Origin of the sequence: Streptomyces sp. NPDC015242 (genome assembly GCF_043079125.1) — a bacterium.
GTDB lineage: Bacteria > Actinomycetota > Actinomycetes > Streptomycetales > Streptomycetaceae > Streptomyces.
Window position 1 is genome coordinate 183,003 of sequence record NZ_JBIBUF010000002.1, and the last position, 25,204, is coordinate 208,206.

Below are 25,204 nucleotides of genomic sequence, written 5' to 3' on the forward strand. Positions count from 1 at the left end.
CCGATGAGCCAGGCGGCACAGAACCTGAACTGGTTGATCACCAACTTCGTGGACAACACCCCGGGGGTGTCCCACACGGTGGTGGTCTCCGCCGACGGACTCCTTCTGGCGATGTCCGAAGGCTTCCCCCGCGACCGCGCCGACCAGCTCGCGGCCGTCGCCTCCGGTCTGACGTCTCTGACGGCAGGCGCGTCCCGGATCTTCGAGGGCGGCAGCGTGAACCAGACGGTTGTGGAGATGGAGCGGGGATTCCTCTTCATCATGTCCATCTCCGACGGATCGTCGCTCGCGGTTCTCGCCCACCCCGAGGCGGACATCGGCCTCATCGGGTACGAGATGGCCCTGCTGGTGGACCGGGCGGGGACGGTCCTGACCCCGGACCTTCGCGCGGAGCTCCAGGGGAGCCTGCTCAACTAATCGACGGACGGTGCGTTTTGGCGTCCCGTGGCCGTAAGGTTTCGGGACGCGGCTCCACAGCGATGGGTGCCAGGCACAGTCGGAGGAGGAGAAAGTGGCAACACCCCCAGGCGGTTCGTCGGGCAACTGGTCGTACGGCCCTGCCCAGGGTCAGGGCGACGGTGGTCAGAACCCGAACCGTTACAACTTCCCCTCCGCACCCAGCCACCGGCAGCCGTACGCGCCGCAGGGCCCCGGCCCGTCGCCGTACGACCAGCCGCCGGCTCCGCGCATCCAGCCCGTGCAGCCGCAGCGCCGCACCCCCGAGCCGGCGCCCGCCGGGGCGTCGAACAATCCGCTGGTGCGTCCGTACGCCATGACCGGTGGCCGGACCCGCCCGCGTTACCAGCTCGCCATCGAGGCGCTGGTGCACACCACTGCGCAGCCGCACCAGATGCAGGGCCAACTGCCCGAGCATCAGCGGATCTGCAACCTCTGCCGGGAAATCAAGTCGGTCGCCGAGATCTCGGCGCTCCTCACGATCCCTCTCGGCGTGGCCAGGATCCTCGTCGCCGACTTGGCGGAGGCGGGACTGGTCGCCATTCATCAGCCCGGCGGCGACGAGAACGCCGGCGGCCAGCCAGACGTGACACTGCTCGAAAGGGTGCTCAGTGGACTTCGCAAGCTCTAGCGGAGGGCCTTCCCGCTCCACCACGTCCGCGAAGATCGTGGTGGCTGGCGGCTTCGGCGTGGGCAAGACCACGTTCGTCGGCGCCGTCTCGGAGATCAATCCGCTGCGCACAGAGGCCGTCATGACGTCCGCTTCCGCGGGGATCGACGACCTCACCCACACCGGGGACAAGACCACCACCACGGTGGCCATGGACTTCGGCCGTATCACCCTGGACCAGGACCTGATCCTGTACCTCTTCGGTACGCCCGGTCAGGACCGCTTCTGGTTCATGTGGGACGACCTGGTGCGCGGCGCCATCGGCGCGATCGTGCTGGTCGACACGAGGAGGCTCGCCGACTGCTTCCCCGCCGTCGACTACTTCGAGAACTCGGGTCTGCCGTTCGTCATCGCCCTCAACGGCTTCGACGGCCAGCAGCCCTACACCCCGGACGAGGTCCGGGAGGCGCTCCAGATCGGTCCGGACACCCCGATCATCACCACCGACGCCCGGCACCGGGCCGACGCGAAGTCGGCGCTGATCACGCTGGTGGAGCATGCCCTGATGGCGCGTCTGCGCTGATACGGACTGTGGGACAGCCCCCGGCGGCCAGTGTGCTGCCGGGGGCTGTCGCGTTGCCGGGTGCGGTTCGGTGGGGGCTTGTCGCGCAGTTCCCCGCGCCCCCAAAAAAAGCAGGCCCCTCTGTGAGGGGCCTGCTTGCTGGTTCTGTGCTCAGCGCCAGCTGTGCGGGGCGCGGAAGCCCGGCTCGCGTTCCAGGCGGCGCCAGCCGGCCTTGACGCGGCCTCGGTGGGCCGGGGTGGGGTCCGTGGGGCGGGCGGCTGCGCGGGCCAGGAGGAGGGCCGTGATGGCGGCGACCTCCTCGGGCTCGGCGTGCCCCTTCTCGACGCGGATGTCAGGCGTGTCCATGGGTGTCAGTCTCCGTGGCTGAGATGTCCGCCGGGTTACTGCGGCGGGTTGCCGTGCTTGCGGGACGGCAGGTCCGCGTGCTTGGTCTGGAGCATGGCGAGGGACTTGATCAGCACCTCGCGGGTCTCGGCGGGGTCGATGACGTCGTCGACCAGGCCGCGCTCGGCCGCGTAGTAGGGGTGCATGAGCTCGGACTTGTACTCCTTGACCATGCGCGAGCGCATGGCCTCGGGGTCCTCGGCCTCGGCGATCTGGCGGCGGAAGATGACGTTGGCGGCGCCCTCCGCGCCCATGACCGCGATCTCGTTGGTCGGCCAGGCGTAGGTGAGGTCGGCACCGATGGACTGGCTGTCCATGACGATGTACGCACCTCCGTAGGCCTTGCGCAGGATCAGGGAGATCCTCGGCACGGTCGCGTTGCAGTAGGCGTACAGCAGCTTCGCGCCGTGGCGGATGATGCCACCGTGCTCCTGGTCGACGCCCGGGAGGAAGCCGGGGACGTCCAGAAGGGTGATGATCGGGATGTTGAAGGCGTCGCACATCTGGACGAAGCGGGCCGCCTTCTCGGAGGCCTCGATGTCCAGGACGCCCGCCAGCACCTGCGGCTGGTTGGCGATGATGCCGACGACCTGGCCGTCCATCCGGCCCAGGGCGCAGATGATGTTGCGGGCCCAGCGCTCGTGGACCTCCAGGTACTCGCCGTCGTCGACGATCTCCTCGATGACCTTGGTCATGTCGTACGGCCGGTTGCCGTCCGCCGGGACCAGGTCCAGCAGGACGTCCGAACGGCGGTCGACCGGGTCGGAGGCCTCCGCGCGGGGCGGGTTCTCGCGGTTGTTCTGCGGGAGCAGGGACAGCAGGTAGCGGACCTCGGCGATGCAGGTCTCTTCGTCGTCGTAGGCGAAGTGGCAGACGCCGGAGGTCTCGGCGTGCACGTCGGCGCCGCCCAGGCCGTTCTGGGTGATCTCCTCGCCGGTGACCGCCTTGACCACGTCCGGGCCGGTGATGAACATCTGCGAGGTCTCGCGGACCATGAAGACGAAGTCGGTGAGGGCCGGGCTGTAGGCGGCGCCGCCGGCGCACGGGCCGAGCATGACGCTGATCTGCGGGATGACGCCCGAGGCCTTGGTGTTGCGCTGGAAGATGCCGCCGTAGCCCGCGAGGGCGGAGACGCCTTCCTGGATGCGGGCGCCGGCGCCGTCGTTGAGGGAGACCAGCGGGGCACCGGCCGCGATGGCCATGTCCATGATCTTGTGGATCTTCGTGGCGTGGGCCTCGCCCAGCGCGCCGCCGAAGATGCGGAAGTCGTGGGCGTAGACGAAGACCGTCCGGCCCTCCACCGTGCCCCAGCCGGTGATCACACCGTCGGTGTACGGCTTCTTGGTCTCCAGGCCGAAGCCGGTGGCCCGGTGCCGGCGGAGCTGCTCGACCTCGCGGAAGCTGTCCGGGTCGAGGAGAAGATCGATGCGCTCGCGCGCGGTCAGCTTGCCCTTGGCGTGCTGCGCCTCGGTCGCCTTCTCGCTCGGTCCGGCCACCGCCTGCGCACGGATCTCGTGCAGTTCGGCCACGCGTCCGCGCGCGTCGGTCGGCTCACCCGGCGCCTCATCCAAAACGGTCATGTAGCGACCTTACGAAGCCGACCGAGGAAAGCGGGCCGTCGACTCCTCACAGTCTCCGGCGTGTTTTCCTGGTACCCCTGAACAGAACCATGGTGGCGTGCAGCCTTTCCGACTGCTCAGGGGGCGTGCACCTTGTAGGGGTCACACAAGCGGCTCAGTGGAGGGTCACGTCACATCGGTGGGTGGCGCACGCCGTCCCCGGGGTGACGCGCAGCCGGAGCCGGCGGCCCGTGGCCAGGATCTCGACGGTCTCGTCGGCGCGGACGACCCGGCCCACCGGGTGGTCCCAGGTGATCTCCAGCGGTTCGCCCGTGCGGGGTGGTTCGCTCACGCAGAGCCTAGCGGTACGGCCTTGGCGGACGACCAGCACACTGGCGCCTGCCGAGGCGGTGAGGGGACCGGCGGTGCCGGGGCGCCAGAAGTTCGCCGCCGTCAGGCCGAGCGCGGGCACCCGCACCGCCTGGCACGCGGCGTCGTTGGCGAGGACCGACAGCCACCCGGGGCCGGCGGCGCGGCGGGCGACCGTGCGGCGGGACGCCCCGGGCATGAGGACGTAGGCGTAGCGGGCGTCGGCCGGGTCGGTGCCGTGGTCGAGCCAGAGGGTCTGCCAGCGGCGGGTGCGGCGCTCGGTGGAGGAGCCGGTGTTGATGTCGGACCAGGCGCCGGTGCGGTCCTCGCGCAGGGTGTGCGGCTCGCCGTCGAGCAGCAGCCAGCCGCCGTGGTCCTCCAGGTGGGCCCAGCCCGGACCCCGGACGAAGCGCTGGGTGCCGTGCGCGCCGAGGTTGCGGTTGTCGACGACCGTCTCGACGGGGACGCCGTCGGAGCAGCTGATGCCGGCGCCCAGGCAGATCACCGCGTCCGCGGCGCAGAACCAGGACTTGCGGGCTTCGAGGGTGGAGCCGAGGCCCTTGAGGTGCTGGCCGAGCGCCGCGTACGTGCCGTCGGTCGTGCCGCCCACCCAGCGGGCGTCCGGGCGGGCCGTGCCCCACTCGCCGCCCTCCCGGTCGGCCAGGCGCCGGGTGGAGACGGTGGTGCCGGGCAGCCGGTACCAGTCGACGGTCGGCCAGTACCAGTCCGTGTACTGGTCGCTCGCGCCGGACCACCAGCTGACCATGCCGGCGCCGGTGTGCCAGCCGCGCGGGTTCTCGCCGTTGCCGCACTCGTAGTGGGCGATGCGGTCGCTGGCCATGGCGATGTTCACGGTGAAGCCGGGGCGGCGGTGGACGGCGCGGTCCATGGCGGCGAACAGGTGGTGGCCGGGGGGTTCCGGCGCGGCCGGGACGGGCGAGGCGGCGACGGCGTGCAGCCGGGCGAGGTCGGCGACGCCGAACTGGGGGGCCGTCAGCAGCGGCGTCACGGTGTCGCGTTCGATCCAGCCCTTGACGCGGGCGTGCCACCGGTCGCGTTCCGCCGGGCTCGCGCCCTGTGCGAGGAGTGCGATGGCGGCGATGAGCTGGCCGCCGTGGAAGTGGTCCGAGCGCAGCACCTGCCGGTCGCCGGAGGCGAGCCGGCCCCGGCTGATGGCGCGGCCGTTGACGCTGTCCATCACCAGGCCGTCGTGGATGAGCGGCGCGTAGGCCCGCTCGACGCTGTCGTACACGGTCTGCCGGTTCGGGTCGGTGACCTCCCAGTCCGACCCCGCGAGCAGGGCGAGGAGTCTGCCCAGCCCGTCGAGCATGACCTGCCCGTAGGTGCCCGAGTAGGCGACCCAGGTGTGCTGGACGAAGGAGCCGTCCTCGTAGAGGCCGTCGCCGCGCGTGACGTACGGGAAGACCGGGGAGAGCGCGTCGCGGGCGAGGGCGATCTTGTCCGGGGCGCGGCCGAGGATGCCGCGCAGGGCGACGGAGCGGCACAGGTCGACGCGGTTGGCGCCGGTGGAGGTGCCGGAGTAGTCGCCGAGGGCCGAGTCGGGGACGAAGTGGTCGACGGCGGCGCAGACGGCCCGGATCCGCGCCTCGCCCAGGTGCTCGTACAGGGCGGCCGTGATGTCCAGCAGGAGGCGGGGGCTGCCGATCTGCCACTCCCACCAGTTGCCGTAGCGGGTGGTGCCGGGGTGGTAGACGGCGCCGGAGACGTGGTCGAGGCCGCGCAGGACGCCGGCGAGCAGCTCCGGGTCGGCGGTCGAGCCGGTGCCCGGCTGGACGTAGGCCTGGGTCATGGTCCACAGGCGGCTGTAGCTGCGGGTGATGCCGGCCGGCGGGTCGAAGGGGTGCCCATCCCAGAGGGAGTGCGCCGCCGGGGCCATGGTCGCCAGCAGATCCCGGGCGAGCGCGCCGGTCCGGGCGAGCCGGGAGGCGTACGGCTCCGCGGCCGGGTCGTAGCCCGTGCCCAGGGCGATGCCGAGCCAGCGCCGGCGCAGGGTGTCGTACGGGTCGCCGGGCGCTTCGCCGCCCCGGTCCCGGGGCGTGGCTCCCCCGGTCGCCGCCAGTGCGGCGGCGGCCAGCAGCAGGGCACGCCGGCTCGGGCGGGGCAGGCGGGCGGCCCTGCCCGCACGACGGGGGAACACGCGACGCCGGGGAGTCATGCCCCTGCCCTACCATGGCCGGCCACTCACCTGAACGGAGGATCCGGCCGGAGTGACCGGGATGGCGCAACGGGTGGACCGTCCGTCCGGGCAGCGGCGAGCCGCACGGACGGCCGGTCAGGTGAAGCGGTCCCGCAGACGTCGGTACAGGCCCGGTCCGATTCCCCGGGCGCGGTCCTGGACCGCCGGGCCGGCGTACGCCTCGTCGTGATGGTGTGCGACGGCCTCGAAGATGGTGCCGGCGACGTGGCCGGGGGTGAGGAGGCCGGTGCCGGAGCCGTCCCGGGGCCCGCCGCGCCGGGTGCGGGACTCCGGGTCCGCGGGGCCGGGGTCGACGAGGGTCACTCCGACGCCCGTGCCACGCAGTTCCCGGCGGAGTGCCTCGGCGAAGGCGGCGAGTCCGGCCCTGGCCGCCGAGTGCACCGCTTCCCGCGGCACGCCGGTACGGCCCTCGCGCGCGCCGAGCAGCACCACGCGGCCCCGTCCTGCCGCGATCATGGTCGGCAGCACCTCGCGCACGAGGTGGAGCGTGGCGTTGAGGTCCAGGGTCAGCACCCGGTCGATGTCGGTGTGCGGCATGGTGTCGAAGGGGCCCGTCCAGCCGATGCCCGCGCCGGCGACCAGGACGTCGATCCGGCCGGTCGTGTGCAGCGCGGACCGGGCCAGCAGGCGCGGTCCGTCCGGGGCGGCGAGGTCGGCGGGCAGCACGACGGCCGACGTGCCGGCGGCGGTCCGCTCCAGCCGGTACCGGTCGCGCCCGTTGAGCAGGAGCTGCCAGCCGTCCATGGCGAAGCGCCGTGCCGTGGCCGCCCCGATGCCCGACGAGGCCCCGGTGACCAGGGCCACGCGCCGGTCGAGGCGGCGCTCGGGCCCGTACACGCGCGTCCGGGCGGGCGCGGGGGCGCCGGCACGGCGTGGGGTCGCGTCGGCCGGCGGGTCGTAGGCCGGGCCGGAGCCGGTGAGTGTCACGAGTCGTCTCCCCTGCGCTGTGCCTCGTCTGTCTCCCTACGGTCCTTTGCTACGGAACCCCGACTTCCGGGGCACCGCCACCGCACCTCGCCGTCCCCGGGGTGTGCGCCGGCCGTCCGCCGGGTCCCGCCGCCCCGCTGAACCGCAGGTCGCGGCGCCGCTCCCCCGGGCGGCGCGGAACCACCCTCGCGGGGCGGCCCCGTGCCGCCAGGCGGCGGTACGGGGCCGCCCCGCGGCGGTACGGACGACCCGCGCGAGATCCGATGCGAACACACCCGCCGAAGATGTTGAAGGTTGAACGGAATAGGTCTACGGTGGTGCGCGTTGGGTAGTTCAACGTTCAACATACGCCGCAGGAGGCACCCCATGAGCATCTTCAGCCGCACCGACACCGAGACCGCGACCGCCACGGGCACCGCCGTCACCCCGGAGCTCGCCGCCCTGACCGGCGACTACACGATCGACCCCGCGCACTCGACGATCGGGTTCGTCGCGCGCCACGCCATGGTCACGAACGTCAAGGGCAGCTTCCAGGACTTCACCGGCACGCTGCACCTCGACGGCACCGACCCCTCGCGCTCCACGGCCTCCCTCGACGTCGTGATGGACAGCATCGAGACGGGCAACGCCGACCGCGACGGGCACCTCAAGAGCGCGGACTTCTTCAAGGCGGACGAGTTCCCGACCATGACGTTCCGCTCCACGAAGGCCGAGGCGCTCGGCGGTGACGACTACCGCATCACCGGCGACCTGACGATCCTCGGCACGACCCGCCCGCTGACCATCGACCTCGAGTTCAACGGCGCCGCGAAGGACCCCTTCGGCAACGAGCGCGTCGGCTTCGAGGGCAAGGCGCAGATCCTGCGCTCCGAGTGGGGCCTGACCTGGAACGCCGCGCTGGAGACCGGCGGCGTGCTGGTCTCCGACAAGATCAAGCTCAGCTTCGACATCTCGGCGATCAGGAACGCGTGAACCCGCGGCACCGGCCCGGCGACTCCTCGCCGGGCCGGCCTGGCCGGATCACGCCCCTTGTGCGAGAACCGTCGGCGTTCCCATAATCCAGCAGCAGAATTTTGACCAGTCCATGCCAGCACATGGACGTTCTTTTTTGCCGCAATGCTGTCATGTACTCGTCAAATTGATGCTTCGGTTGCACGTCTCCCCGGTCAACCCCCCACGGAAGGCATCACGTTGAAGAGACTCCTCACCGCACTCAAGAGATGCGCGGTCCTGGGCGCCGCCGCCCTCGCGATCGCCAGCCTCCAGCCCGTCTCCACCGCACAGGCCGCCCCCTCCCCCGTCGTCGGCGGAACCCGCGCCGCGCAGGGCGAGTTCCCGTTCATGGTGCGGCTCTCCATGGGCTGCGGCGGCGCGCTCTACACCCAGCAGATCGTGCTGACGGCCGCGCACTGCGTGGGCGGCTCCGGCAACAACACGAGCATCACCGCCACCGCGGGGGTCGTCGACCTGCAGTCCACCAGCGGCCGCGTCCAGGTCCGCTCCACCAAGGTGCTGCGCGCCCCCGGCTACAACGGCACCGGCAAGGACTGGGCGCTCATCAAGCTCGCCCAGCCCATCAATCTGCCGACCCTGAAGATCGCCACCACCACGCAGTACAACACCGGTGACTTCACCGTCGCCGGCTGGGGCGCGAACCGCGAGGGCGGCGCGCAGCAGCGGTACCTGCTGAAGGCGACCGTGCCGTTCGTCAGCGACGCCGCGTGCAAGGCCTACGGCGGTCTCTACAGCGGCCTGGTCGCGAGCGAGGAGATCTGCGCCGGCTTCGACGCGGGCGGCGTGGACACCTGCCAGGGCGACTCCGGCGGCCCGATGTTCCGCAAGGACAACGCCGGCGCCTGGATCCAGGTCGGCATCGTCAGCTGGGGCGAGGGCTGCGCCAGGCCCGAGGCGCCCGGCGTCTACACGGAGGTCTCGACGTTCGCCTCCGCCATCGCCTCGGCTGCGGCCACCCTCTGAGTCTTCTGCCTGGCGGGCCCGGTGCCGTGCGGCGCCGGGCCCGTTCCGCTCGAAGGGCCAGGCAGGGGGGACCCACCGCGGGAAACGCACGGGGCTGACCCAGCGGGCCGACCCGCCCGGGCCGGCCCACCGTCCGGGCCGGCTCACCGCCCGGACTCCAGCTTCCTGACCGCCGCGTCCGCCTGGGCCGCCCGGGCGTCCGGTGTACGGGCGCGGAGGACTCCGAGCATCGCGAGGTAGCGCTCCGTCCGGCCCAGCTTCTCGAAGGCCGCCGCGGCCCGGGGGCTGCGGGCCAGCGCCGCGGCCAGTTCCCGTGGAACCTCGGCCTCCTTCTGCGACGCGTAGGCCGCCTCCCACCGGCCGTCCGCCCGCGCGGCCGCCACCTCCGCGAGCCCGCCGGGCCGCATCCGCCCGGCCTCGGTCAGCTCCTGGACGCGGCGGACGTTGACCAGAGACCAGAGGCTGCCGGGGCGCCGGGGAGTGATCCGCTGCAGGTAGTACGACGCGTCGAGGCCCTTGCGCTGCCCGGTGATCCACCCGTGGCACAGCGCCACGTCGTTGACGTCGGCGGCACTGAGGGAGGCGATGCCCGACCCCTTCTTGGCCACCTTGACCCAGAGGCCGGGGTGCGGGGCGGGATGGTCGGTCAGCCAGGAGTCCAGGTCGGCGGCGGTGGCGAAGGGGACGGGCGCCTCGGAGGTCGTCATGCCGCCACCGTAGGAGGTGTCGAGGCCGGGATCCGTCCTCCATGTGCGCCGTCCTCTATGTGCGCCGTCCTCTATGTGAGGAGCGCGGCCGCCTGTTCGCGTGCCCCGGTGAGGGCGTCCGGGAAGATGCCGAGGCCGTGCGCCACGAGGGCGCCCTCGTGGAGCAGCATCAGGGCCCGGGCCGTCGCGTCCGCCCGCCCGGGCGCGAGGTCCGCGGCGAGACGGGTGAACAGGTCGAGCATCCACCGCTTCTGGCCGGTGATGACCGGGTGGGCCGGATGGGCCGGGTCACTGATCTCCGCGTGCGCGTTGACCATGCTGCACCCCTTGGGACTGAGATCGCGTGCCCAGTCGCGGGTGGCGTCGAAGACGGCCAGGACGCGGTCGCGTGGGTCCGGGCCCGCCGCGTCGAGGCGTTCGGCGAGGAACGCGCGCCAGCGCTCGTCGCGGTCCGCGAGGTATTCCACGACGATCTGCTCCTTGGAGCCGAACCGGTCGTAGAGGGTCTTCTTCGTCACCCCCGCCTCGGCGGCGATCAGGTCGACTCCGACCGCGTGGATGCCGCGCTCGTAGAACAGCCGGGCGGCGGCGTCCAGGGCGCGGCGGGCGGCGGGGGTCATGACGATCCGGCGCGGGGTCTCAGCGGTGGCACCCATGACACCAGAGTATACCGATCTGTATAGTGGGCGGAGAACGGGTATACCGATCTGTCTACTGGTTGTGATGTCGTGAACATCCTGCTCTCGCTCGCCTTCGTCCTGTGCTGGAGCTCCGGCTTCATCGGCGCCAAGCTCGGTGCGGGCAGCGCGTCCGCGCTCACGATCCTGATGTGGCGTTTCCTGCCGCTGGCCGTCGTCCTCGCCGCCGTCGCGGTCGTCATGCGATCGGCCTGGCGGGGGCTCACCGCGCGGGACGTCACCCGGCAGGCCGTCATCGGCCTGCTGTCGCAGAGCGGCTATCTGCTCAGCGTCTACTACGCCATCCAGCTCGGCGTCTCCAGTGGCACCACGGCTCTGATCGACGGGGTCCAGCCGCTGGTCGCCGGGGCCCTCGCGGGACCGCTGCTCGGGCAGTACGTCTCGGGCCGGCAGTGGCTCGGCCTGGCCCTGGGGCTGAGCGGCGTCGCCGTGGTCACCCTGGCCGACGCGGCCGCCGGCACCGGCGTGGCCTGGTGGGCGTACGCCGTGCCGCTGCTCGGCATGCTGTCGCTGGTCGCCGCCACGTTCCTGGAGAGCCGGTCCCGCGCCCGGGTCGCCCCGTCGGTGTCGCTCACCGTGCACTGCGCCGGCAGCGCCGTCCTGTTCAGTGTGCTCGCGCTGGGCGCCGGGGCCGCCGTGCCGCCGGCGGAGCCCGGGTTCTGGGTCGCGGTGGCCTGGCTGGTGGGCCTGGCCACGTTCGGCGGGTACGGGCTGTACTGGCTCATCCTCCAGCGTTCCGGGGTCACCGAGGTCAACACCCTGATGTTCCTCATGGCGCCGGTGACGGCCGTCTGGGGCGCGCTGATGTTCGGGGAGCCGTTCGGCGTCCAGACCGCCATCGGACTGGCGGTCTGCCTCACGGCGGTCGTCGTCGTGCACCGCGGGAGCCGGAATGAGGGCGGGGACGGGGGCGGGGGCGGGGGCGTGATCGCGGCCGGGGGCGAGCGGGCGGAAAACCGGTGGACCCGGTCGCCCGGCCGTGCCTAGCCTGCGGGGCATGTCCAGCCCCGAGGCGTCCAGACCGCGGCCACCGGCACTCCGGTGGCTGCTCGTGACGCCGATGCCGGGCCGCTGAGGCCGCCCCGGCTCGCTCCGCCGCCGGTGTGCCGTCCGACGAGTCGTGTCCGTCGTTCGACTTCCGGGTGCGGAGTTTCCCCATGCCGTTGGCTCTTGTGCTGTTGGGCCTTGCCGTGTTCGCGCAAGGCACGTCCGAGTTCATGCTGTCCGGGCTGGTGCCGGACATCGCGCGGGACCTGGGGGTGTCCGTTCCCGCGGCGGGGGCGCTGACCTCCGCGTTCGCCGCGGGGATGGTCCTCGGGGCGCCACTGGCGGCGGGTCTCTCCCGGCGCTGGCCCCGCCGGGAGGCGCTGCTCGCCTTCCTCGTCGTCTTCCTCGCCGTCCATGTCGCCGGTGCGCTCACCGGCAGTTTCGAGGTCCTGCTCGTCACCCGGGCGGTGGGCGCGTTCGCCAACGCCGGGTTCCTCGCCGTGGCGCTCGTGTCCGCTGTCGGCATGGTCCCGCCGGACGCGAAGGGGCGGGCGACGTCCCTGCTGCTGGGCGGGGTGACACTGGCCTGCGTGGCCGGGGTGCCCGCCGGGGCCGTCCTGGGCGAACTGTGGGGCTGGCGGGCCGCGTTCTGGGCGGTGGCGCTGGTGTCGCTGCCGGCGCTGGTGGCGGTGGCGCGGTCCGTGCCGGGCGGCTCGGCCGGGGACGCGCCGCCCGCGCTGCGGGGTGAGCTGCGCTCCCTGCGCAGCCCGCGGCTGGTGGTGACGCTGCTGCTGGGCGCCCTGGTGAACGCCGCGACCTTCTGCACCTTCACCTATCTCGCGCCGCTGGTCACGGAGGTGACGGGGCTGGGCAGCGGCTGGGTTCCCGGGGTGCTCGCGCTGTTCGGGGCGGGGTCGTGCGCGGGGGTGACCGTCGCGGGGCGCGTCGCCGACCGGCATCCCGTGCCGGTGCTCGCCGGCGGGGGCGTGGCGGTGTGCGCGGGCTGGTGCCTGACGGCACTGGGCGCCGGGCACCCGGCGCTGACGCTCACGCTGGTCTTCGTACAGGGGGCGCTGTCCTTCGGCGTCGGCTCGACCCTGATCTCCCAGGTCCTCTACGCGGCCCCGGAGGCGCCCACGCTGGCCGGCGGTTTCGCCACGGCGGCGTTCAACGTGGGCGCGGCGGTCGGCCCGTTCGCGGGCGGCGCGGCGATCGGCGCCGGGTTCGGCTACCGGTCGCCCGTGTGGGTCAGCGCGGGGCTGGTCGCGCTGGCGGGGGGCGTGGCGGCGGCAGGGACAGCGGCCGCCCGGCACTCCCGGCGGCGGCAAGCGAAGCGGCCGGTTGACGCCGAGCGCCGCTGAACCGGCCGGGTCGGAGTGACCGGCGGGGGGCCTTACGCCGCTGAGTCCGGCTCGGCGGCGTGGCCGGCGGGGGCCTCACGACGCCGAAGCCGGCAGGGCGGAGCGGCCGGCGGGGCCGGGCGACGCCGAGTTCGGCCGGGCGCAGCGGCCCACGGGCGCATCGCGCCGCTGGCCCCGGTCGGGCGAAGCGGCCAGCGAGAGCCATGCGGCGCTGGATAACGCGGGCGGAACGGACCGGCAGGTGCCGTGCGGCGTCCGGCGGCGGCCACTGGAGCGGCCGGTGGGCGCCTCGCGGCGCTGCATGGCCGGGTGGAGCGGACCGGCAGGTGTCACGCGGCGCCCGGCGGCGGCAACTGCAGCGGCCGGTGGGCGCCTCGCGCCGTTGAACCCAGCCGGGTGAAGCAGCCGACGGGCACCTCGCGGCACTGAGTGGCCGGGCGCAGCGGCCGGCAAGTGTCACCCGGCGCCCGGCGGCGGCAACCGCAGCGGCCGGTGGGCGCCTCGCGCCGCTCGGCCCGGCCGGGTCGAGCGGCCAGTCAGGAGCCGCCCGGCGCTGAGTGGCCGGCCAGAGCGTTCTACCGGGAGCCACGCGGCGCGAGCCGTAAGGGTCGCTGCCGTGTCTTTGCGGTCCGTTTCCCGGCAGGGGTGGGGCTTCTCAGAAGCCGCCGCCGAAGTCGCCTCCCCCGCCGCCGAAGTCGCCGCCGCCGAAGCCGCCTCCCCCGAAGTCGCCGCCGAAGTCACCGGTGTTGAAGTCGGCGCCCGAGACGTCGCCGCCCTCGTAGCCGCCGAAGTCGCCGTAGCCGGAGCCGTAGTCGGCGGCGTAGGCGGGGCCGGCCATCATGCTGCCGAGCATGGTGCCGACGAGCAGGCCGGGCAGCAGGCCGCCGCCGAAGTAGCCGCCGGCCCAGGGGCCGTACGCCGGGCCGGCCTCCCAGTACGGGCGGCGCCCGTAGTCCGTGTCGACCTCGCGGATCACCGGGTCGCGGCCCTCGGCGAGCCGCGTGCGGTCGGCCGCGCAGACCGGCACCTCGCGTGCGGCGCCTCCCGGCGGCGTCCAGGTCGCGTCGGTCACCGACGGCCCGTGCCGCGGGTCGAAGAAGCAGGGCGGGCGGCGCTCGGGCAGGGGCCTGCCCTCGCGGCGGGCGGCGAGGCGCGCCAGGGAGAAGCGCCCGTCCTCGACGGCCTCGGTGACGGCCTTGACGTCCTCCGGCCGCACCGCCGCGGCCATCAGGGACTTGGCCTGCTCGTACGCGTCCAGCGCGCGTTCGTAGTCGCCGCGCATCGCGTCGTCGGCGCCGGGTTCACCGGGATGGAAGTCCAGGCGGTCGAGTTCCTCGCCGAAGGCGGTGATGTCCTCGTCGACGACCACGCGCAGCTTCTCCAGCGCGGCCCGCTGCTCCTCCTCGTGGCGGCGCCGGTTGCGCCTGACCAGGGCGTAGGCGCCCGCGCCGCCGGCCGCGACCAGGGCGCCGACCGTGATCAGCCCGCCGACCGGGACATCGCCGCCCGAGCCGTCGCTCCAGCCGCTCGGCGCCGAGCCGCGCATGTTGCGCAGGGCGTCGTCGACGAAGTCGTTCAGTTGTGCCTTGGCGTCGCCCGCCCCGCGCACGGCCGTGACCAGGTTGGACACGCCCTGCGGGCTCATCACCGCGCGGTCGGCGCGCGCGTCGAACGCGTCACCGAGGCGGATGCCGTACAGGCCGGTCACACCGGTCTCGGTGCGGAGGTTCCGGAAGAGGTCCTGCGTGGGATAGCCGGCCGGGAGGACCGCCACGAAGACCGGCTTGTCCGCGTCCCTGATCTTGTCGGCGAGCGCCTCCGCGTCCGACGCGGCCAGCTGGCCGGCGGCGGCCGGATCGACGTAGACGGGGTTCTCGCGCAGTTCCTGGGCGATCTTGGTCAGGTCGGTGGCCGCGTGCGCCCCGGGCGCACCGGCCAGCAGCACCGCCAGGACGGCGGCGACCGGCACGATCAGCAGGCGTACGACAGTGCGCACCAGTGCGGGCCTCATATGTTCGAAGCTACCTGAATCGGTACAGAAACGGATATCCGTGAGGGCAGGGATTTGGGGGCACGGCTGCGCCTACGATGCCTCCTGGCCCACTGCGGTGGGCCGGTTCCGGCCGGTCCGGCCGGGCGGTCGCAGCGGGAGGGGCGGGAAAAAGGGCATGTTCGGAAGACGCAGAGCGGCGGACATGACGGTGTCCGCACTCGCCGAGCTGGACCGGTCGCGGACGCGGGCGGACCTGTTGTGGGAGCTGTTCCGGCACGCGGAGGCCGAGGTGACGGCGGCGATCGGCTGGTACCTGGCCCGGCGCCGGGGCCCGGCGATGTGGTCGCGGTCGCTGCGGGCGCTGGCCGCGCTGCTGGGCATCGTCGGCACGATCACGCCGCTGGTGCACGCCGCGGCGCCCACGGCCGTGCGGCCCGAGTGGGGCTTCGTCTTCCTGGCGGGCGGGGCGGGCTGCGTCCTGTTCGACCGCATCTTCGGCTTCTCCGCCTCCTGGACCCGCTACATCCGCACGGAACTGGCGCTCCAGCAGTTGCTGAAGAAGGCGCAGTCCGACTGGGCGCAGGCGTATCTGCGCACCACCGACTCCCCCAGCGACAAGGAGCAGGCCACGCTGCTCGGGGTGATCGAGCGGCTGCGCACCGACGCCCAGCGGATCATCGAGGAGGAGGGCACGGCGTGGGTCGGCTACCTGGCCGACGGCGTCGAGGAGCTGACCCGCTCCACGTCCCACGCCGCCGCTCAGCGCCCCCACGCCGCGGGCCTGTTCCGTCTCGACCGCACGCCCGGCCGTGACCGCAACGGCGACCTGCCCGGACCCCGTTCCCGCGACACGGCGATGTGACGCCCGCCCGGGGCGGGCCCTGTCCCGGCCGGGCCCGCCCGTGGACGGCCTCCGGCTACTGCGCCGGTTCCACTCCCGCGCGCAGCAGGCCGTACGTGTACGCGTCCTCCAGGGCCTGCCAGCTCGCCGCGATGACGTTGTCGGCGACGCCCACCGTCGACCACTCGCCCGAGCCGTCGGACGTGGAGATCAGCACGCGGGTCGTCGAGTTGGTGCCGTGCTTGCCTTCCAGGATGCGGACCTTGTAGTCCACCAGCTCCAGCTTGGCGAGCTGCGGGTAGATCTTCTCCAGCCCGACGCGCAGGGCCCGGTCCAGCGCGTTGACCGGGCCGTTGCCCTCGGCCGTGGCGACGATCCGCTCGCCCTTGGCCCACAGCTTCACCGTCGCCTCGTTGGCGTGGGACCCGTCGGGCCGGTCCTCGACGATGGCCCGCCAGGACTCGACCTCGAAGTAGCGCAGCGGCTCGCCCTGCACCTCGGTGCGCAGCAGGATCTCGAAGCTCGCGTCGGCGGCCTCGTAGGTGTAGCCCCTGAGCTCGCGCTCCTTGACCCGCTCGACGACCCGGCCGACCAGCTCGCGGTCGCCGCCGAGGTCGATGCCGAGTTCCTTGCCCTTGAGCTCGATGGAGGCGCGCCCGGCCATGTCGGAGACCAGCATCCGCATGGTGTTGCCGACCTGCTCGGGGTCGATGTGCTGGTACAGGTCCGGGTCGACCTTGATGGCGGAGGCGTGCAGTCCGGCCTTGTGGGCGAAGGCGGACAGGCCCACGTAGGGCTGGTGCGTGGAGGGCGTGAGGTTGACGACCTCGGCGATGGCGTGGGAGATGCGGGTCATCTCGCGCAGGTGCCCCTCGGGCAGGACCCGCTTGCCGTACTTGAGCTCCAGGGCCGCCACCACGGGGAAGAGGTTGGCGTTGCCGACGCGCTCGCCGTAGCCGTTGGCCGTGCACTGCACGTGGGTCGCGCCCGCATCGACGGCAGCGAGGGTGTTGGCCACCGCGCAGCCGGTGTCGTCCTGGGCGTGGATGCCGAGCCGGGCGCCGGTGTCGGCCAGGACCGTGCCGACGACCGCCTGGATCTGGGCGGGGAGCATGCCGCCGTTGGTGTCGCACAGGACGACGACGTCCGCGCCGGCCTCGGACGCCGTGCGGACGACCGACTTGGCGTACTCGGGGTTGGCGCGGTAGCCGTCGAAGAAGTGCTCGCAGTCGACGAAGACCCGGCGGCCCTGCGCCGTCAGGAAGGAGACCGTGTCCCGCACCATCTCCAGGTTCTCGTCCAGCGTGGTGCGCAGCGCGAGTTCGACGTGGCGGTCGTGCGACTTGGCGACCAGGGTGATCACCGGGGCTCCGGACTCCAGCAAGGCCCTGACCTGCGGGTCCTCGGCGGCCGTGGTGCCGGCGCGGCGGGTGGAGCCGAACGCGACCAGCTGGGCGTGGCGGAAGTGGATCTCCTGCTGGGCGCGGGCGAAGAACTCGGTGTCCCGGGGGTTCGCGCCGGGCCAGCCGCCCTCGATGAAGCCCACGCCGAAGTCGTCCAGGTGCCGTGCGATGGCGAGCTTGTCCGCGACGGTGAGGTTGATGCCCTCCCGCTGGGCGCCGTCGCGCAGGGTGGTGTCGAAGACGTGGAACGAATCGTCGAGCTCGCTGGTAGCGGTCATGGTGTCAAGGCTCCTGAGGATGGGATCTCGGTCGTACCGGAATGACCGGCTCCACCGCCCTCACATACTCCCTCGCGCTCTCGCCTCCGGCTGTGGGTGGGCCAGAAATGCGAAAAACCTCTCGCGGGTGCGAGAGGTCTGCGCGCGGGTCGAGGACGACGGTGTCCGCCCGTACCTGGTCGTACGTGGCGGTCACTGCGGACCGGCGCGCCTGCTGCCAATAATCATGGCGAACGAGAGCACGGAGGCAGTCTGGCACAACCCCCGCGCCCCGCTCACGGTTGTCTCAGGATGCGGTCGGTCACCTCGTGTGACGGACGTGGACGTGCGTGGCGTCGTACGTGTCGCCGGGCACCAGGCCGGGGCCCGGGCGGGCGTTCAGGCCTCCGTGAAGAGGCCTTCGGTGAGGAACTCGTGCACATGGCCGAGGACTTGCGCCCGGTCGGTGCCGCGCAGGCCGATCGCCACGTGGATGGACAGGCCGTCCAGCAGGGCGCGCAGGCGGGCGGCGAAGCGGTCCGGGTCGACGCGGCGGAACTCGCCGCGCGAGACGCCCTCGGCGAGCAGGGCGACCAGGTCGCGGTGCCAGGCCCCCTCGATGGCGGCCTGACGGTCGCGGGCGTCCTCGTCGGCGCCCTGCGAGCGGTTCCAGACCTCCAGCCACAGGGTCCAGTGCGGGTCGCGGTGCCCCTCGGGGACGTACAGGTCGACGTAGGCGTCCAGCCGTTCGCGCGCGGGCACCGCCCGGGTCAGCAGGCGGGCCCGCTCGGCCCCGAGCCGGCCCTCGCTCCACTCCAGGGTGCGCAGCAGCAGTTCGTCCTTGGAGCCGAAGTAGTAGAGCAGATGGCCACTGCTCATCCCGACCTCGCGCCCGAGCGCGGCCATGGTGAGCTTCTCCAGCCCGCGCTCGGCGATCATCGCCATGGCGGCGGCGAGCACGTCCTCGCGGGGCGGGGCCGGGGTACGGCGGCGGGGGGCGGCGGCAGAATTCATCGGCCCACCGCCGGGCCGGGCCTGCGGGTGGCGGGGGCCGTCCCGCGCGGCGCCGGGTCCACCGGGCCCGCCTCGGACCCCGCCCCACGATCCGCCGCCCCCGAGGCCACCGGCTTCAGTCCGCGGGCGGCGGCCGAAGTGGCCGCGCCCGCCCCGCCGAGCGCTCCGGCGGCACCGGTCGCCGGCCCGGCCGGCCCCCGGGTCGCCGCACCCACCGCGTGGGGCTCCGCCGGGGCCGCGCCCGCCCGGGCCGCGTGCGCCGCGGGCCGCCCGGGGGCGGGCCGCGTCGGGGCCGGGTGGCGGCGCGGGGCGGGGCCGGGCCGTACCGGCAGCCCGGGGCGCGCAGGCGGGTGGTGGCCGCGGGACGTGCGGCGCAGCGTTTCGTTCACCCGTACGTTCTACCCGACGGCCGTCCTCGGCTGCTGCTGGGTGATGCAGTGGATGCCGCCACCACCGGCGAAGATCGTCCGGGCGTCGACCAGCGTCACGGTCCGCTCCGGGAAGAGGCGGCGGAAGACGCCCGCGGCGAGCTCGTCGCGCGGGTCGTCGAAGGCGCACAGCACCACGCCGCCGTTGCACAGGTAGTGGTTGATGTACGAGTAGTCGGCCCAGTGGCCGTCGGTCTCCAGCACGGTCGGTGCGAGGACCTCCACGACCTCGAGGCGCCGGCCGCGGGCGTCCGTCTGGGACTTGAGCAGGCCGATGACCTCCCGGGTCACCTCGTGGTCGGGGTGGGCGGGGTCGGGCTGGGAGTGCGCCACGACGACGCCCGGGCGGGCGAACGCCGCGACGATGTCGACGTGGCCCAGGGTGCCGAAGCCGTGGGGAGGGTAGTCGCCGGTCAGGCCGCGCGGCAGCCAGATCGCCTTGTGGGTGCCGAGCTGCGCGTGGATCTCGGCCTCGACCTGCTCGCGGGTCCACCCGGGGTTGCGCTCGGGGCCGAGCTGGACCGTCTCGGTGAGCAGGACCGTGCCCTCGCCGTCCACGTGGATCGCCCCGCCCTCGTTGACCAGTGGCGAGGCGTACGTCCGGGCACCGGCGAGGTCCGCGACGTGTGCGCCGATCTTCCCGTCGTGCTCCCAGCGGGCCCACTCCTGGGCGCCCCAGCCGTTGAACGTCCAGTCGACGGCGGCCAGTCGGCCTCGCCCGTCGGTGAGGAAGGTGGGGCCGATGTCGCGCATCCAGGCGTCGTCGAGGTCCCGCTCCACGGTGTCGACGTCCGGTCCGAGCAGCGCGGCGGCCTCCGCCACCTGCCCGGGCGCGCACACCACCGTCACCGGCTCAAAGCGGCGCACCGCGCGGGCGACCGACGCCCAGGCCGCGCGGGCGGCGGCGAGTTCCCCGGGGTCGCCGAAGGTGGGGTTGGGGGACGGCCAGGCCATCCAGGTGCGCTCGTGCGGGACCCACTCGGCGGGCATGCGGAAGCCGTCGGCGGCTGCGGACATCGTTGACCTCAGAGGAAGTAGAGACGGTTGAGGGAGACGGACTCGGCCGGCGCCGAACGCAGCGGCTCGCCGTCGAGGGTGACCAGGCCGGTGCGCTGGTCCACGTCCACGGACCCGGTGCGGGAGTTCAGGCGCAGGTCGGCCGGGCCGATGCCGCGCGTGCCGCGCACGGCGACCCGGCGGCGGCGGGTGGGCAGCAGGTCGTGCCCCTGGTCGGCGGCGGCCCGCGCGACGAACGCCACCGAGATCTCGGCCGGGGTCGCCCCGTGCGCGCCGAACTGCGGTCCGAGCACGAGGGGTTCGCAGGTGTCGGTCGCCGCGTTCGGGTCGCCGGTCACGCCGTACGCCGGGAAGCCGGCCTTGAGCACCAGCTGCGGCTTGGCGCCGAAGTACTCCGGGCGCCACAGCACGATGTCGGCGAGCTTGCCCACCTCCAGCGACCCGACCTCGTGCGCCAGGCCGTGGGCGAGGGCGGGGTTGATGGTCAGCTTGGCGATGTAGCGCAGGACGCGCTCGTTGTCGTGGCCGGCGCCGGGGTCGCCCAGCTCGGCCTTCATCTTCCCGGCCATGGCGAAGGTGCGGCGGACCGTCTCACCCGCGCGGCCCATGCCCTGCGCGTCGGAGGAGGTGATGCCGATGGCGCCCAGGTCGTGCAGGACGTCCTCGGCGCCCATGGTCCCGGCGCGGATGCGGTCCCGGGCCATGGCGGCGTCGCCGGGCAGGTCGGTCTTGAGGTCGTGGACGGAGACGATCATGCCGTAGTGCTCGGCGACGGCGTCCCGGCCGAAGGGCAGGGTCGGGTTGGTGGAGGAGCCGATGACGTTCGGGACGCCGGCCATCTTCAGGACGTTGGGGACGTGCCCGCCGCCGCAGCCCTCGATGTGGAAGGCGTGGATGGTCCGCCCCTCCAGCACGCGCAGGGTGTCCTCCACGGAGAGGCACTCGTTCAGGCCGTCGCTGTGCAGGGCGACCTGGACGTCGTGCTCCTCGGCGACGCGCAGGGCGGTGTCCAGGGCGCGGGTGTGGGCGCCCATGTCCTCGTGGACCTTGAAGCCGGACGCGCCGCCCTCGGCGAGGGCCTCCACCAGGGGCGCCTCGTGCGAGGAGGAACCCCGGGCGAGGAAGCCGATGTTGACCGGCCAGGCGTCGAAGGCGCCGAACGCGTGCCGCAGCGCCCAGGGCGAGTTGACGCCGACGCCCCACACGGGCCCGAACTCCTGCCCGATGATCGTGGTCACGCCGGAGGCGAGCGAGGCCTCCATGACGCGCGGCGACAGCAGGTGGACGTGGGTGTCGACGGCTCCGGCGGTGGCGATGAGCCCCTCCCCGGAGACGATCGAGGTGCCCGTGCCGACGACGACGTCGACCCCGTCGAGCGTGTCGGGGTTCCCGGCCCGCCCGATGGCGTGGATGCGGCCCTCGCGGATGCCGAGGGAGACCTTGCGGACGCCCTGCACGGCGTCGATGACCACGACGTTGCTGATCACGACGTCACAGGTGTCCCGGACAGCGGCGGCCTTGAGGTGCAGTCCGTCGCGGGCGGTCTTGCCGAACCCGGCGAGGAACTCGTCCCCGTGCCGCTGGGAGTCCGACTCGACGCGGACGACCAGCCCCGAGTCGCCGAGGCGGACGCGGTCGCCGGCGCGGGGGCCGTGGGTGGCGGCGTACTCGTGGGGGGTGAGGCGGCGGGCCTCGGCGGGGTGGCCTCCCGGTCGGCTCATCGTGCGGCCTCCTGCTCGGTGGTGTCCGGTACGCCGAGGTAGCCGCAGGCGGCGGCGCGGCGCAGTGCCTCCTCGCGGGCGCCCGGGGCGTCCAGCGGCCCGTCGACCAGCCCGGCGAAGCCGATCGCGATCCGGTCGCCCCCGATCGGCACCAGCCCGACCTCGGCGCTCTCGCCCGGGCCGAAGCGCACCGACGACCCGGCGGGCACGGCCAGCCGCATTCCGTAGGCCCGCTCGCGGCGGAAGTCGAGGCGTGGGTTGGCCTCGAAGAAGTGGAAGTGGGAGGTGACGGAGACCGGCACGGTCGCGGTGTTGGTGACCGTCAGCCGTACGTCCGGCTCCGGCTCGGTGTGCTCCGGGCCGGGCAGCAGCGCGCCCGGGGCGTCCGGGCCCGAGCCGCCGCCGAGGGGGCCGGAGACGACCGCGAGCCGCGAGCCGTCGTCGAAGACCGCCTCGACGTGCACCTCGGTGACGACGTCGGCGACACCGGGCAGCACGTCTCCGGGCCCGAGGACGGACCGGGCCGCCTCGACGGCCTCCGCGAGCCGCCGGCCGTCCCGGGCGGCCTCGCAGACGGTGTCGGCGATGATCGCGGTCGCCTCGGGGACGTTGAGCTTCAGCCCCCTGGCCCTGCGGGCGCGGGCGAGCTCGGCGGCGCCGAAGAGCAGCAGCCGGTCGCGTTCGGTCGGGGTCAGCCGCATGTCACTCCCTCCGTTTAGAGCATCACTCTAAACATGAAATTCCCTTGACCGGAAGGTTGACGGCGGACCTCCGCGCACATCACATTGAACGTCGCTCTAACCGAGGGAGACCAGCATGCCGATCGAACAGCGCGGAGTCGACACCATCCCCGAGGAGGAACGCACCAGCGGACCACGCGACCTGGTGTCGATCCTGCTCGGCTCCAACCTCTGCCTCGGCGTGATCGTCTTCGGCTGGCTGCCGCCGTCCTTCGGCCTGGACTGGTGGTCCTCGGTCGGCGCGGTGGTGGCGGGCACGGTGGTGGGCGTGGTGTTCACCGCTCCGCTGGCACTGGTCTCGCTGCGCACCGGCACCAACCTGTCGACGTCCTCCGGCGCCCAGTTCGGGGTGCGGGGCCGCCTGGTCGGCTCGGTGGTGGGGCTGCTGCTGGCCCTCGGCTACACCGCGCTGACCGTGTGGATCGGCGGGGACGTGATGGTGCGCGTGCTGGGCCGCCTGACCGGACTGCCGCAGGGCGACCTGTCGTACGGGATCGTCTACGGGCTCCTCGCGGCGGCCACCGTCGCGGGCGCGGTCCACGGCTACCGGGTGCTGCTGGCGATGTCCCGGGCCCTGGCGTTCGGCATGACGGCCCTGCTCGTCCTCGGGGTGATCGCCTACGCCCCCGGCTTCACGACGGCCGCGCTGCCGGAGGCCGGCGGCTACCTGCTCGGGGGGTTCTGGCCGACGTGGCTGCTCGCGGCGGTGGCCGCCGGGCTGTCCGGACCGATCGCCTTCATCACGCTGCTCGGCGACTACACCCGCTACATCTCACCGGCCCGCCACTCCTCGCGCCGGGTGCTGCACGCGACCTGGCTCGGCCTGATGCTGGGCCTGCTGGTGCCGCAGCTGTTCGGCACCTTCACGGCGTACGCGGCCCGGGCCGCCCTGGACTACGCGGGCCCGCTGGTGGAGGCGGCCCCCGCCTGGTACCTGCTGCCGCTGCTGCTCGCGGCCTCGGCGGGTTCGGCCGGCAACGCGGGTCTGATGCTGTACTCGATGGGGCTGGACCTGGACGCGATCCTGCCGCGCGCGTCCCGGGCGAGGGCGACGTACACGGTCGCCGTCGTCGCCACGGCCGCCGTCTTCGCCGGGCATCACCACTCCACCGCACAGGACGCCATGACGTCGTTCGTCCTGCTCCTGACCGCGATCGGCACGCCGTGGGCGGTCATCACCCTCATCGGCTTCGCCCGCTGCGGCGGGGTCTACGACGCGGACGCCCTCCAGGTCTTCAACCGCCGCGCGAAGGGCGGCGTCTACTGGTACCGCGCCGGCTGGCACGTCCCGGCGACCCTCTCCTGGGCGGCCGGCGCCACGGTGGGCGTCCTGGCGGTGTCCCTGCCGTCGTACGAGGGCCCGCTGCTGGCCCTGACAGGCGGGGTGGACGTCAGCTTCCTGCTGTCGGGGCTGGTGGGCGGCGTGGCGTACGCGCTGGCGACCCCGGGGACCCTGCGACGCGACTTCGGGGTGGACGGGACGCCCGCCCACCCGGCCGGCACGGAAGACGCGTCGCACGCGACGCGGTGATGCGTCGCGGGGGCGCCCGGAAGCCGGGTGTCCGTGAGGCGGGCCCGGCTTCTCCGTCCGGCCGATCCGGGTGGTGGGTGGGCGAAGGCCGGGGGTCCGGGGGCGGAGCCCCCGGGACCAGGAGGGGGTTCAGCCCAGCTGGTGCATCCAGCCGTGCTTGTCCTCGGCCGTGCCCCGCTGGATGTCCAGCAGCGCCTGCCGCAGCCTCAGCGTGACCTCGCCCGGCTCGCCCCCGCTCTGCTTCCACTCGGCCCCGGCCCGCTTCACCGTCCCGACCGGCGTGATGACCGCGGCCGTACCGCAGGCGAACACCTCGGTCAGCGTCCCGTTCTCCGAGTCCCGCTGCCACTGCTCGGCCGAGATCCGGCCCTCCTCGGCCTCGTAGCCGAGGTCACGGGCGACGGTGAGCAGGGAGTCGCGCGTGACGCCCTCCAGGATCGAGCCGGTGAGGGACGGCGTGACGATCTTGTTCCCGTACACGAAGTACAGGTTCATGCCCCCGAGTTCCTCGACCCAGGTGTGCTCCACCGCGTCGAGGTAGCAGACCTGGTCGCAGCCCTTCGCCGCCGCCTCGGCCTGCGCGAGCAGGGACGCCGCGTAGTTGCCGCCGGTCTTGGCGTCGCCCATGCCGCCGGGCACCGCGCGGACCCGGTCCTCGGAGACCCAGATGGAGACCGGCTTCACGCCGCCCGGGAAGTAGGCACCGGCCGGCGAGGCGATCACCAGGAACAGGTACTCGTTGGCCGGCTTCACGCCCAACCCGACCTCGGTCGCGATCATGAACGGGCGCAGGTAGAGGGACTCCTCGCCACCATGGGCCGGCACCCACGCCTTGTCCTGCCGCACCAGCGCGTCGCACGCCTCGATGAACGTCTCCACCGGCAGCTCGGGCATCGCCAGCCGGCGCGCGGACCGCTGGAAGCGCTCGGCGTTCTTCTCCGGGCGGAACGTGGCGACCGAGCCGTCGGGGCGGCGGTAGGCCTTCAGGCCCTCGAAGATCTCCTGCGCGTAGTGCAGGACCGTGGTGGCCGGGTCGAGGGAGATCGGCGCGTACGGCACGAGCTGGCCGTCGTGCCAGCCGCGGCCCTCCGTCCACTTGATCGTCACCATGTGGTCGGTGAAGTGGCGGCCGAACCCGGGGTTGGCCAGGATCGCCTCACGCTCGCTCGCGGAGAGCGGGTGGGCGGAGGGCTTGAGCTCGATCGTGGGCGTCGTCATGGGCTGATGTCCTTCACCGGTTGTAGTGACGGGCCGCGCTCGGTACTGCGCTGATGGTGACCAGTGCTAGGACGTCCGAGCATTCCCTCATTCCGCGGCCTCGCGTTCGATTATCGCCCGGGGGCGGCGGCGGAAGGAACGGGGTGGATCCGGCCCGGTGGTCGATGGTGGCACCCGGCGGGAACATGCGGAAGCCGCCGGGTGC

The 25,204-nt window shown here is 73.3% G+C and carries 22 protein-coding genes; 9 read left to right on the forward strand and 13 right to left on the reverse strand.

The features are described from left to right. Window positions 1–3 precede the first annotated feature (3 nt). From ACF07N_RS06290 to ACF07N_RS06300, 3 genes are all read left to right on the forward strand, one after another. Window positions 4–417: a roadblock/LC7 domain-containing protein gene (locus ACF07N_RS06290; protein WP_004983065.1), complete on the forward strand. Its 414-nt coding sequence runs from the start codon at window positions 4–6 to the stop codon at window positions 415–417. 94 nt (window positions 418–511) lie between these two features. After that, the gene (locus ACF07N_RS06295) at window positions 512–1,087 is read left to right on the forward strand and encodes a DUF742 domain-containing protein (RefSeq protein ID WP_094056228.1); all 576 of its coding nucleotides are present in this window, start codon (window positions 512–514) and stop codon (window positions 1,085–1,087) included. After that, window positions 1,068–1,649 carry an ATP/GTP-binding protein gene (locus ACF07N_RS06300; RefSeq protein ID WP_014675207.1) on the forward strand — a complete coding sequence of 194 codons (582 nt, stop codon included), beginning with the start codon at window positions 1,068–1,070 and terminating at the stop codon, window positions 1,647–1,649. The genes ACF07N_RS06295 and ACF07N_RS06300 overlap by 20 nt, the downstream gene beginning before the upstream one ends. A 150-nt stretch (window positions 1,650–1,799) precedes the next feature. On the opposite strand, the gene ACF07N_RS06305 is transcribed toward ACF07N_RS06300, so the two are convergent. From ACF07N_RS06305 to ACF07N_RS06320, 4 genes are all read right to left on the reverse strand, one after another. Next, the gene (locus ACF07N_RS06305) at window positions 1,800–1,994 is read right to left on the reverse strand and encodes an acyl-CoA carboxylase epsilon subunit (RefSeq protein ID WP_383325657.1); all 195 of its coding nucleotides are present in this window, start codon (window positions 1,992–1,994) and stop codon (window positions 1,800–1,802) included. 35 nt (window positions 1,995–2,029) lie between these two features. After that, window positions 2,030–3,613, reverse strand: a complete 1,584-nt coding sequence (locus ACF07N_RS06310; RefSeq protein ID WP_383325654.1) for an acyl-CoA carboxylase subunit beta — start codon at window positions 3,611–3,613, stop codon at window positions 2,030–2,032. A gap of 154 nt (window positions 3,614–3,767) precedes the next feature. Then, complete coding sequence (locus ACF07N_RS06315) at window positions 3,768–6,137, reverse strand: polysaccharide lyase 8 family protein (RefSeq protein ID WP_392109100.1); 2,370 nt, start codon at window positions 6,135–6,137, stop codon at window positions 3,768–3,770. A 117-nt stretch (window positions 6,138–6,254) separates the two neighbouring features. After that, complete coding sequence (locus ACF07N_RS06320; RefSeq protein WP_392109103.1) at window positions 6,255–7,106, reverse strand: SDR family NAD(P)-dependent oxidoreductase; 852 nt, start codon at window positions 7,104–7,106, stop codon at window positions 6,255–6,257. A 366-nt stretch (window positions 7,107–7,472) separates the two neighbouring features. Here ACF07N_RS06320 and ACF07N_RS06325 point away from each other — a divergent pair, with 366 nt between their 5' ends. Both ACF07N_RS06325 and ACF07N_RS06330 read left to right on the forward strand, forming a co-directional pair. Then, window positions 7,473–8,078 (forward strand): YceI family protein, encoded by a 606-nt coding sequence (locus tag ACF07N_RS06325; RefSeq protein ID WP_383325645.1) that lies wholly within the window; start codon window positions 7,473–7,475, stop codon window positions 8,076–8,078. A 219-nt stretch (window positions 8,079–8,297) separates the two neighbouring features. Then, window positions 8,298–9,083, forward strand: coding sequence for a S1 family peptidase (locus tag ACF07N_RS06330; RefSeq protein ID WP_383337719.1), 786 nt, complete (start codon window positions 8,298–8,300; stop codon window positions 9,081–9,083). A gap of 143 nt (window positions 9,084–9,226) precedes the next feature. Here the strand turns inward: ACF07N_RS06330 and ACF07N_RS06335 are convergent, their stop codons facing one another. Both ACF07N_RS06335 and ACF07N_RS06340 read right to left on the reverse strand, forming a co-directional pair. Then, a complete protein-coding gene (locus ACF07N_RS06335) occupies window positions 9,227–9,790 on the reverse strand; it encodes a YdeI family protein (protein ID WP_392109107.1) in 564 nt (187 codons plus the stop codon). Between the two features lie 71 nt (window positions 9,791–9,861). Continuing rightward, window positions 9,862–10,446, reverse strand: a complete 585-nt coding sequence (locus ACF07N_RS06340; RefSeq protein ID WP_392109110.1) for a TetR/AcrR family transcriptional regulator — start codon at window positions 10,444–10,446, stop codon at window positions 9,862–9,864. Window positions 10,447–10,518: 72 nt separating this feature from the next. On the opposite strand from ACF07N_RS06340, the gene ACF07N_RS06345 reads away from it, so the two are divergent. Together ACF07N_RS06345 and ACF07N_RS06350 are read left to right on the forward strand one after the other, a co-directional pair. After that, the gene (locus ACF07N_RS06345; protein WP_392109113.1) at window positions 10,519–11,475 is read left to right on the forward strand and encodes a DMT family transporter; all 957 of its coding nucleotides are present in this window, start codon (window positions 10,519–10,521) and stop codon (window positions 11,473–11,475) included. Window positions 11,476–11,645: 170 nt separating this feature from the next. After that, complete coding sequence (locus tag ACF07N_RS06350) at window positions 11,646–12,836, forward strand: Cmx/CmrA family chloramphenicol efflux MFS transporter (RefSeq protein ID WP_392109116.1); 1,191 nt, start codon at window positions 11,646–11,648, stop codon at window positions 12,834–12,836. A gap of 655 nt (window positions 12,837–13,491) precedes the next feature. Here the strand turns inward: ACF07N_RS06350 and ACF07N_RS06355 are convergent. Beyond that, a complete protein-coding gene (locus ACF07N_RS06355) occupies window positions 13,492–14,847 on the reverse strand; it encodes a hypothetical protein (RefSeq protein ID WP_383325628.1) in 1,356 nt (451 codons plus the stop codon). Window positions 14,848–15,031: 184 nt separating this feature from the next. Between ACF07N_RS06355 and ACF07N_RS06360 the strand changes: the two genes are divergently transcribed. Beyond that, window positions 15,032–15,691 (forward strand): SLATT domain-containing protein, encoded by a 660-nt coding sequence (locus ACF07N_RS06360; protein WP_392109119.1) that lies wholly within the window; start codon window positions 15,032–15,034, stop codon window positions 15,689–15,691. Window positions 15,692–15,746: 55 nt separating this feature from the next. On the opposite strand, the gene cimA is transcribed toward ACF07N_RS06360, so the two are convergent. The 5 genes from cimA to ureA form a co-directional block, all read right to left on the reverse strand. Continuing rightward, entirely contained in the window at window positions 15,747–17,351 is a 1,605-nt protein-coding gene (gene cimA / locus ACF07N_RS06365; protein WP_392109122.1) for a citramalate synthase, read from the reverse strand. Between the two features lie 378 nt (window positions 17,352–17,729). After that, entirely contained in the window at window positions 17,730–18,344 is a 615-nt protein-coding gene (locus tag ACF07N_RS06370) for a TetR/AcrR family transcriptional regulator (protein WP_392109125.1), read from the reverse strand. Window positions 18,345–18,742: 398 nt separating this feature from the next. Then, window positions 18,743–19,789 carry an agmatine/peptidylarginine deiminase gene (locus ACF07N_RS06375; protein WP_392109128.1) on the reverse strand — a complete coding sequence of 349 codons (1,047 nt, stop codon included), beginning with the start codon at window positions 19,787–19,789 and terminating at the stop codon, window positions 18,743–18,745. Between the two features lie 8 nt (window positions 19,790–19,797). Beyond that, window positions 19,798–21,510, reverse strand: a complete 1,713-nt coding sequence (locus tag ACF07N_RS06380) for an urease subunit alpha (protein WP_392109131.1) — start codon at window positions 21,508–21,510, stop codon at window positions 19,798–19,800. Beyond that, on the reverse strand, window positions 21,507–22,211 hold the full coding sequence (gene ureA / locus ACF07N_RS06385; RefSeq protein ID WP_383325610.1) for an urease subunit gamma: 705 nt from the start codon (window positions 22,209–22,211) through the stop codon (window positions 21,507–21,509). Before ureA ends, ACF07N_RS06380 begins: the two co-directional genes overlap by 4 nt. Window positions 22,212–22,326: 115 nt before the next feature. Here ureA and ACF07N_RS06390 point away from each other — a divergent pair, with 115 nt between their 5' ends. Then, window positions 22,327–23,781: a cytosine permease gene (locus ACF07N_RS06390; RefSeq protein ID WP_392109134.1), complete on the forward strand. Its 1,455-nt coding sequence runs from the start codon at window positions 22,327–22,329 to the stop codon at window positions 23,779–23,781. Between the two features lie 129 nt (window positions 23,782–23,910). Here ACF07N_RS06390 and ACF07N_RS06395 read toward each other — a convergent pair whose 3' ends face one another. After that, on the reverse strand, window positions 23,911–24,999 hold the full coding sequence (locus ACF07N_RS06395) for a branched-chain amino acid aminotransferase (protein WP_383325604.1): 1,089 nt from the start codon (window positions 24,997–24,999) through the stop codon (window positions 23,911–23,913). Between the last annotated feature and the right edge of the window lie 205 nt (window positions 25,000–25,204).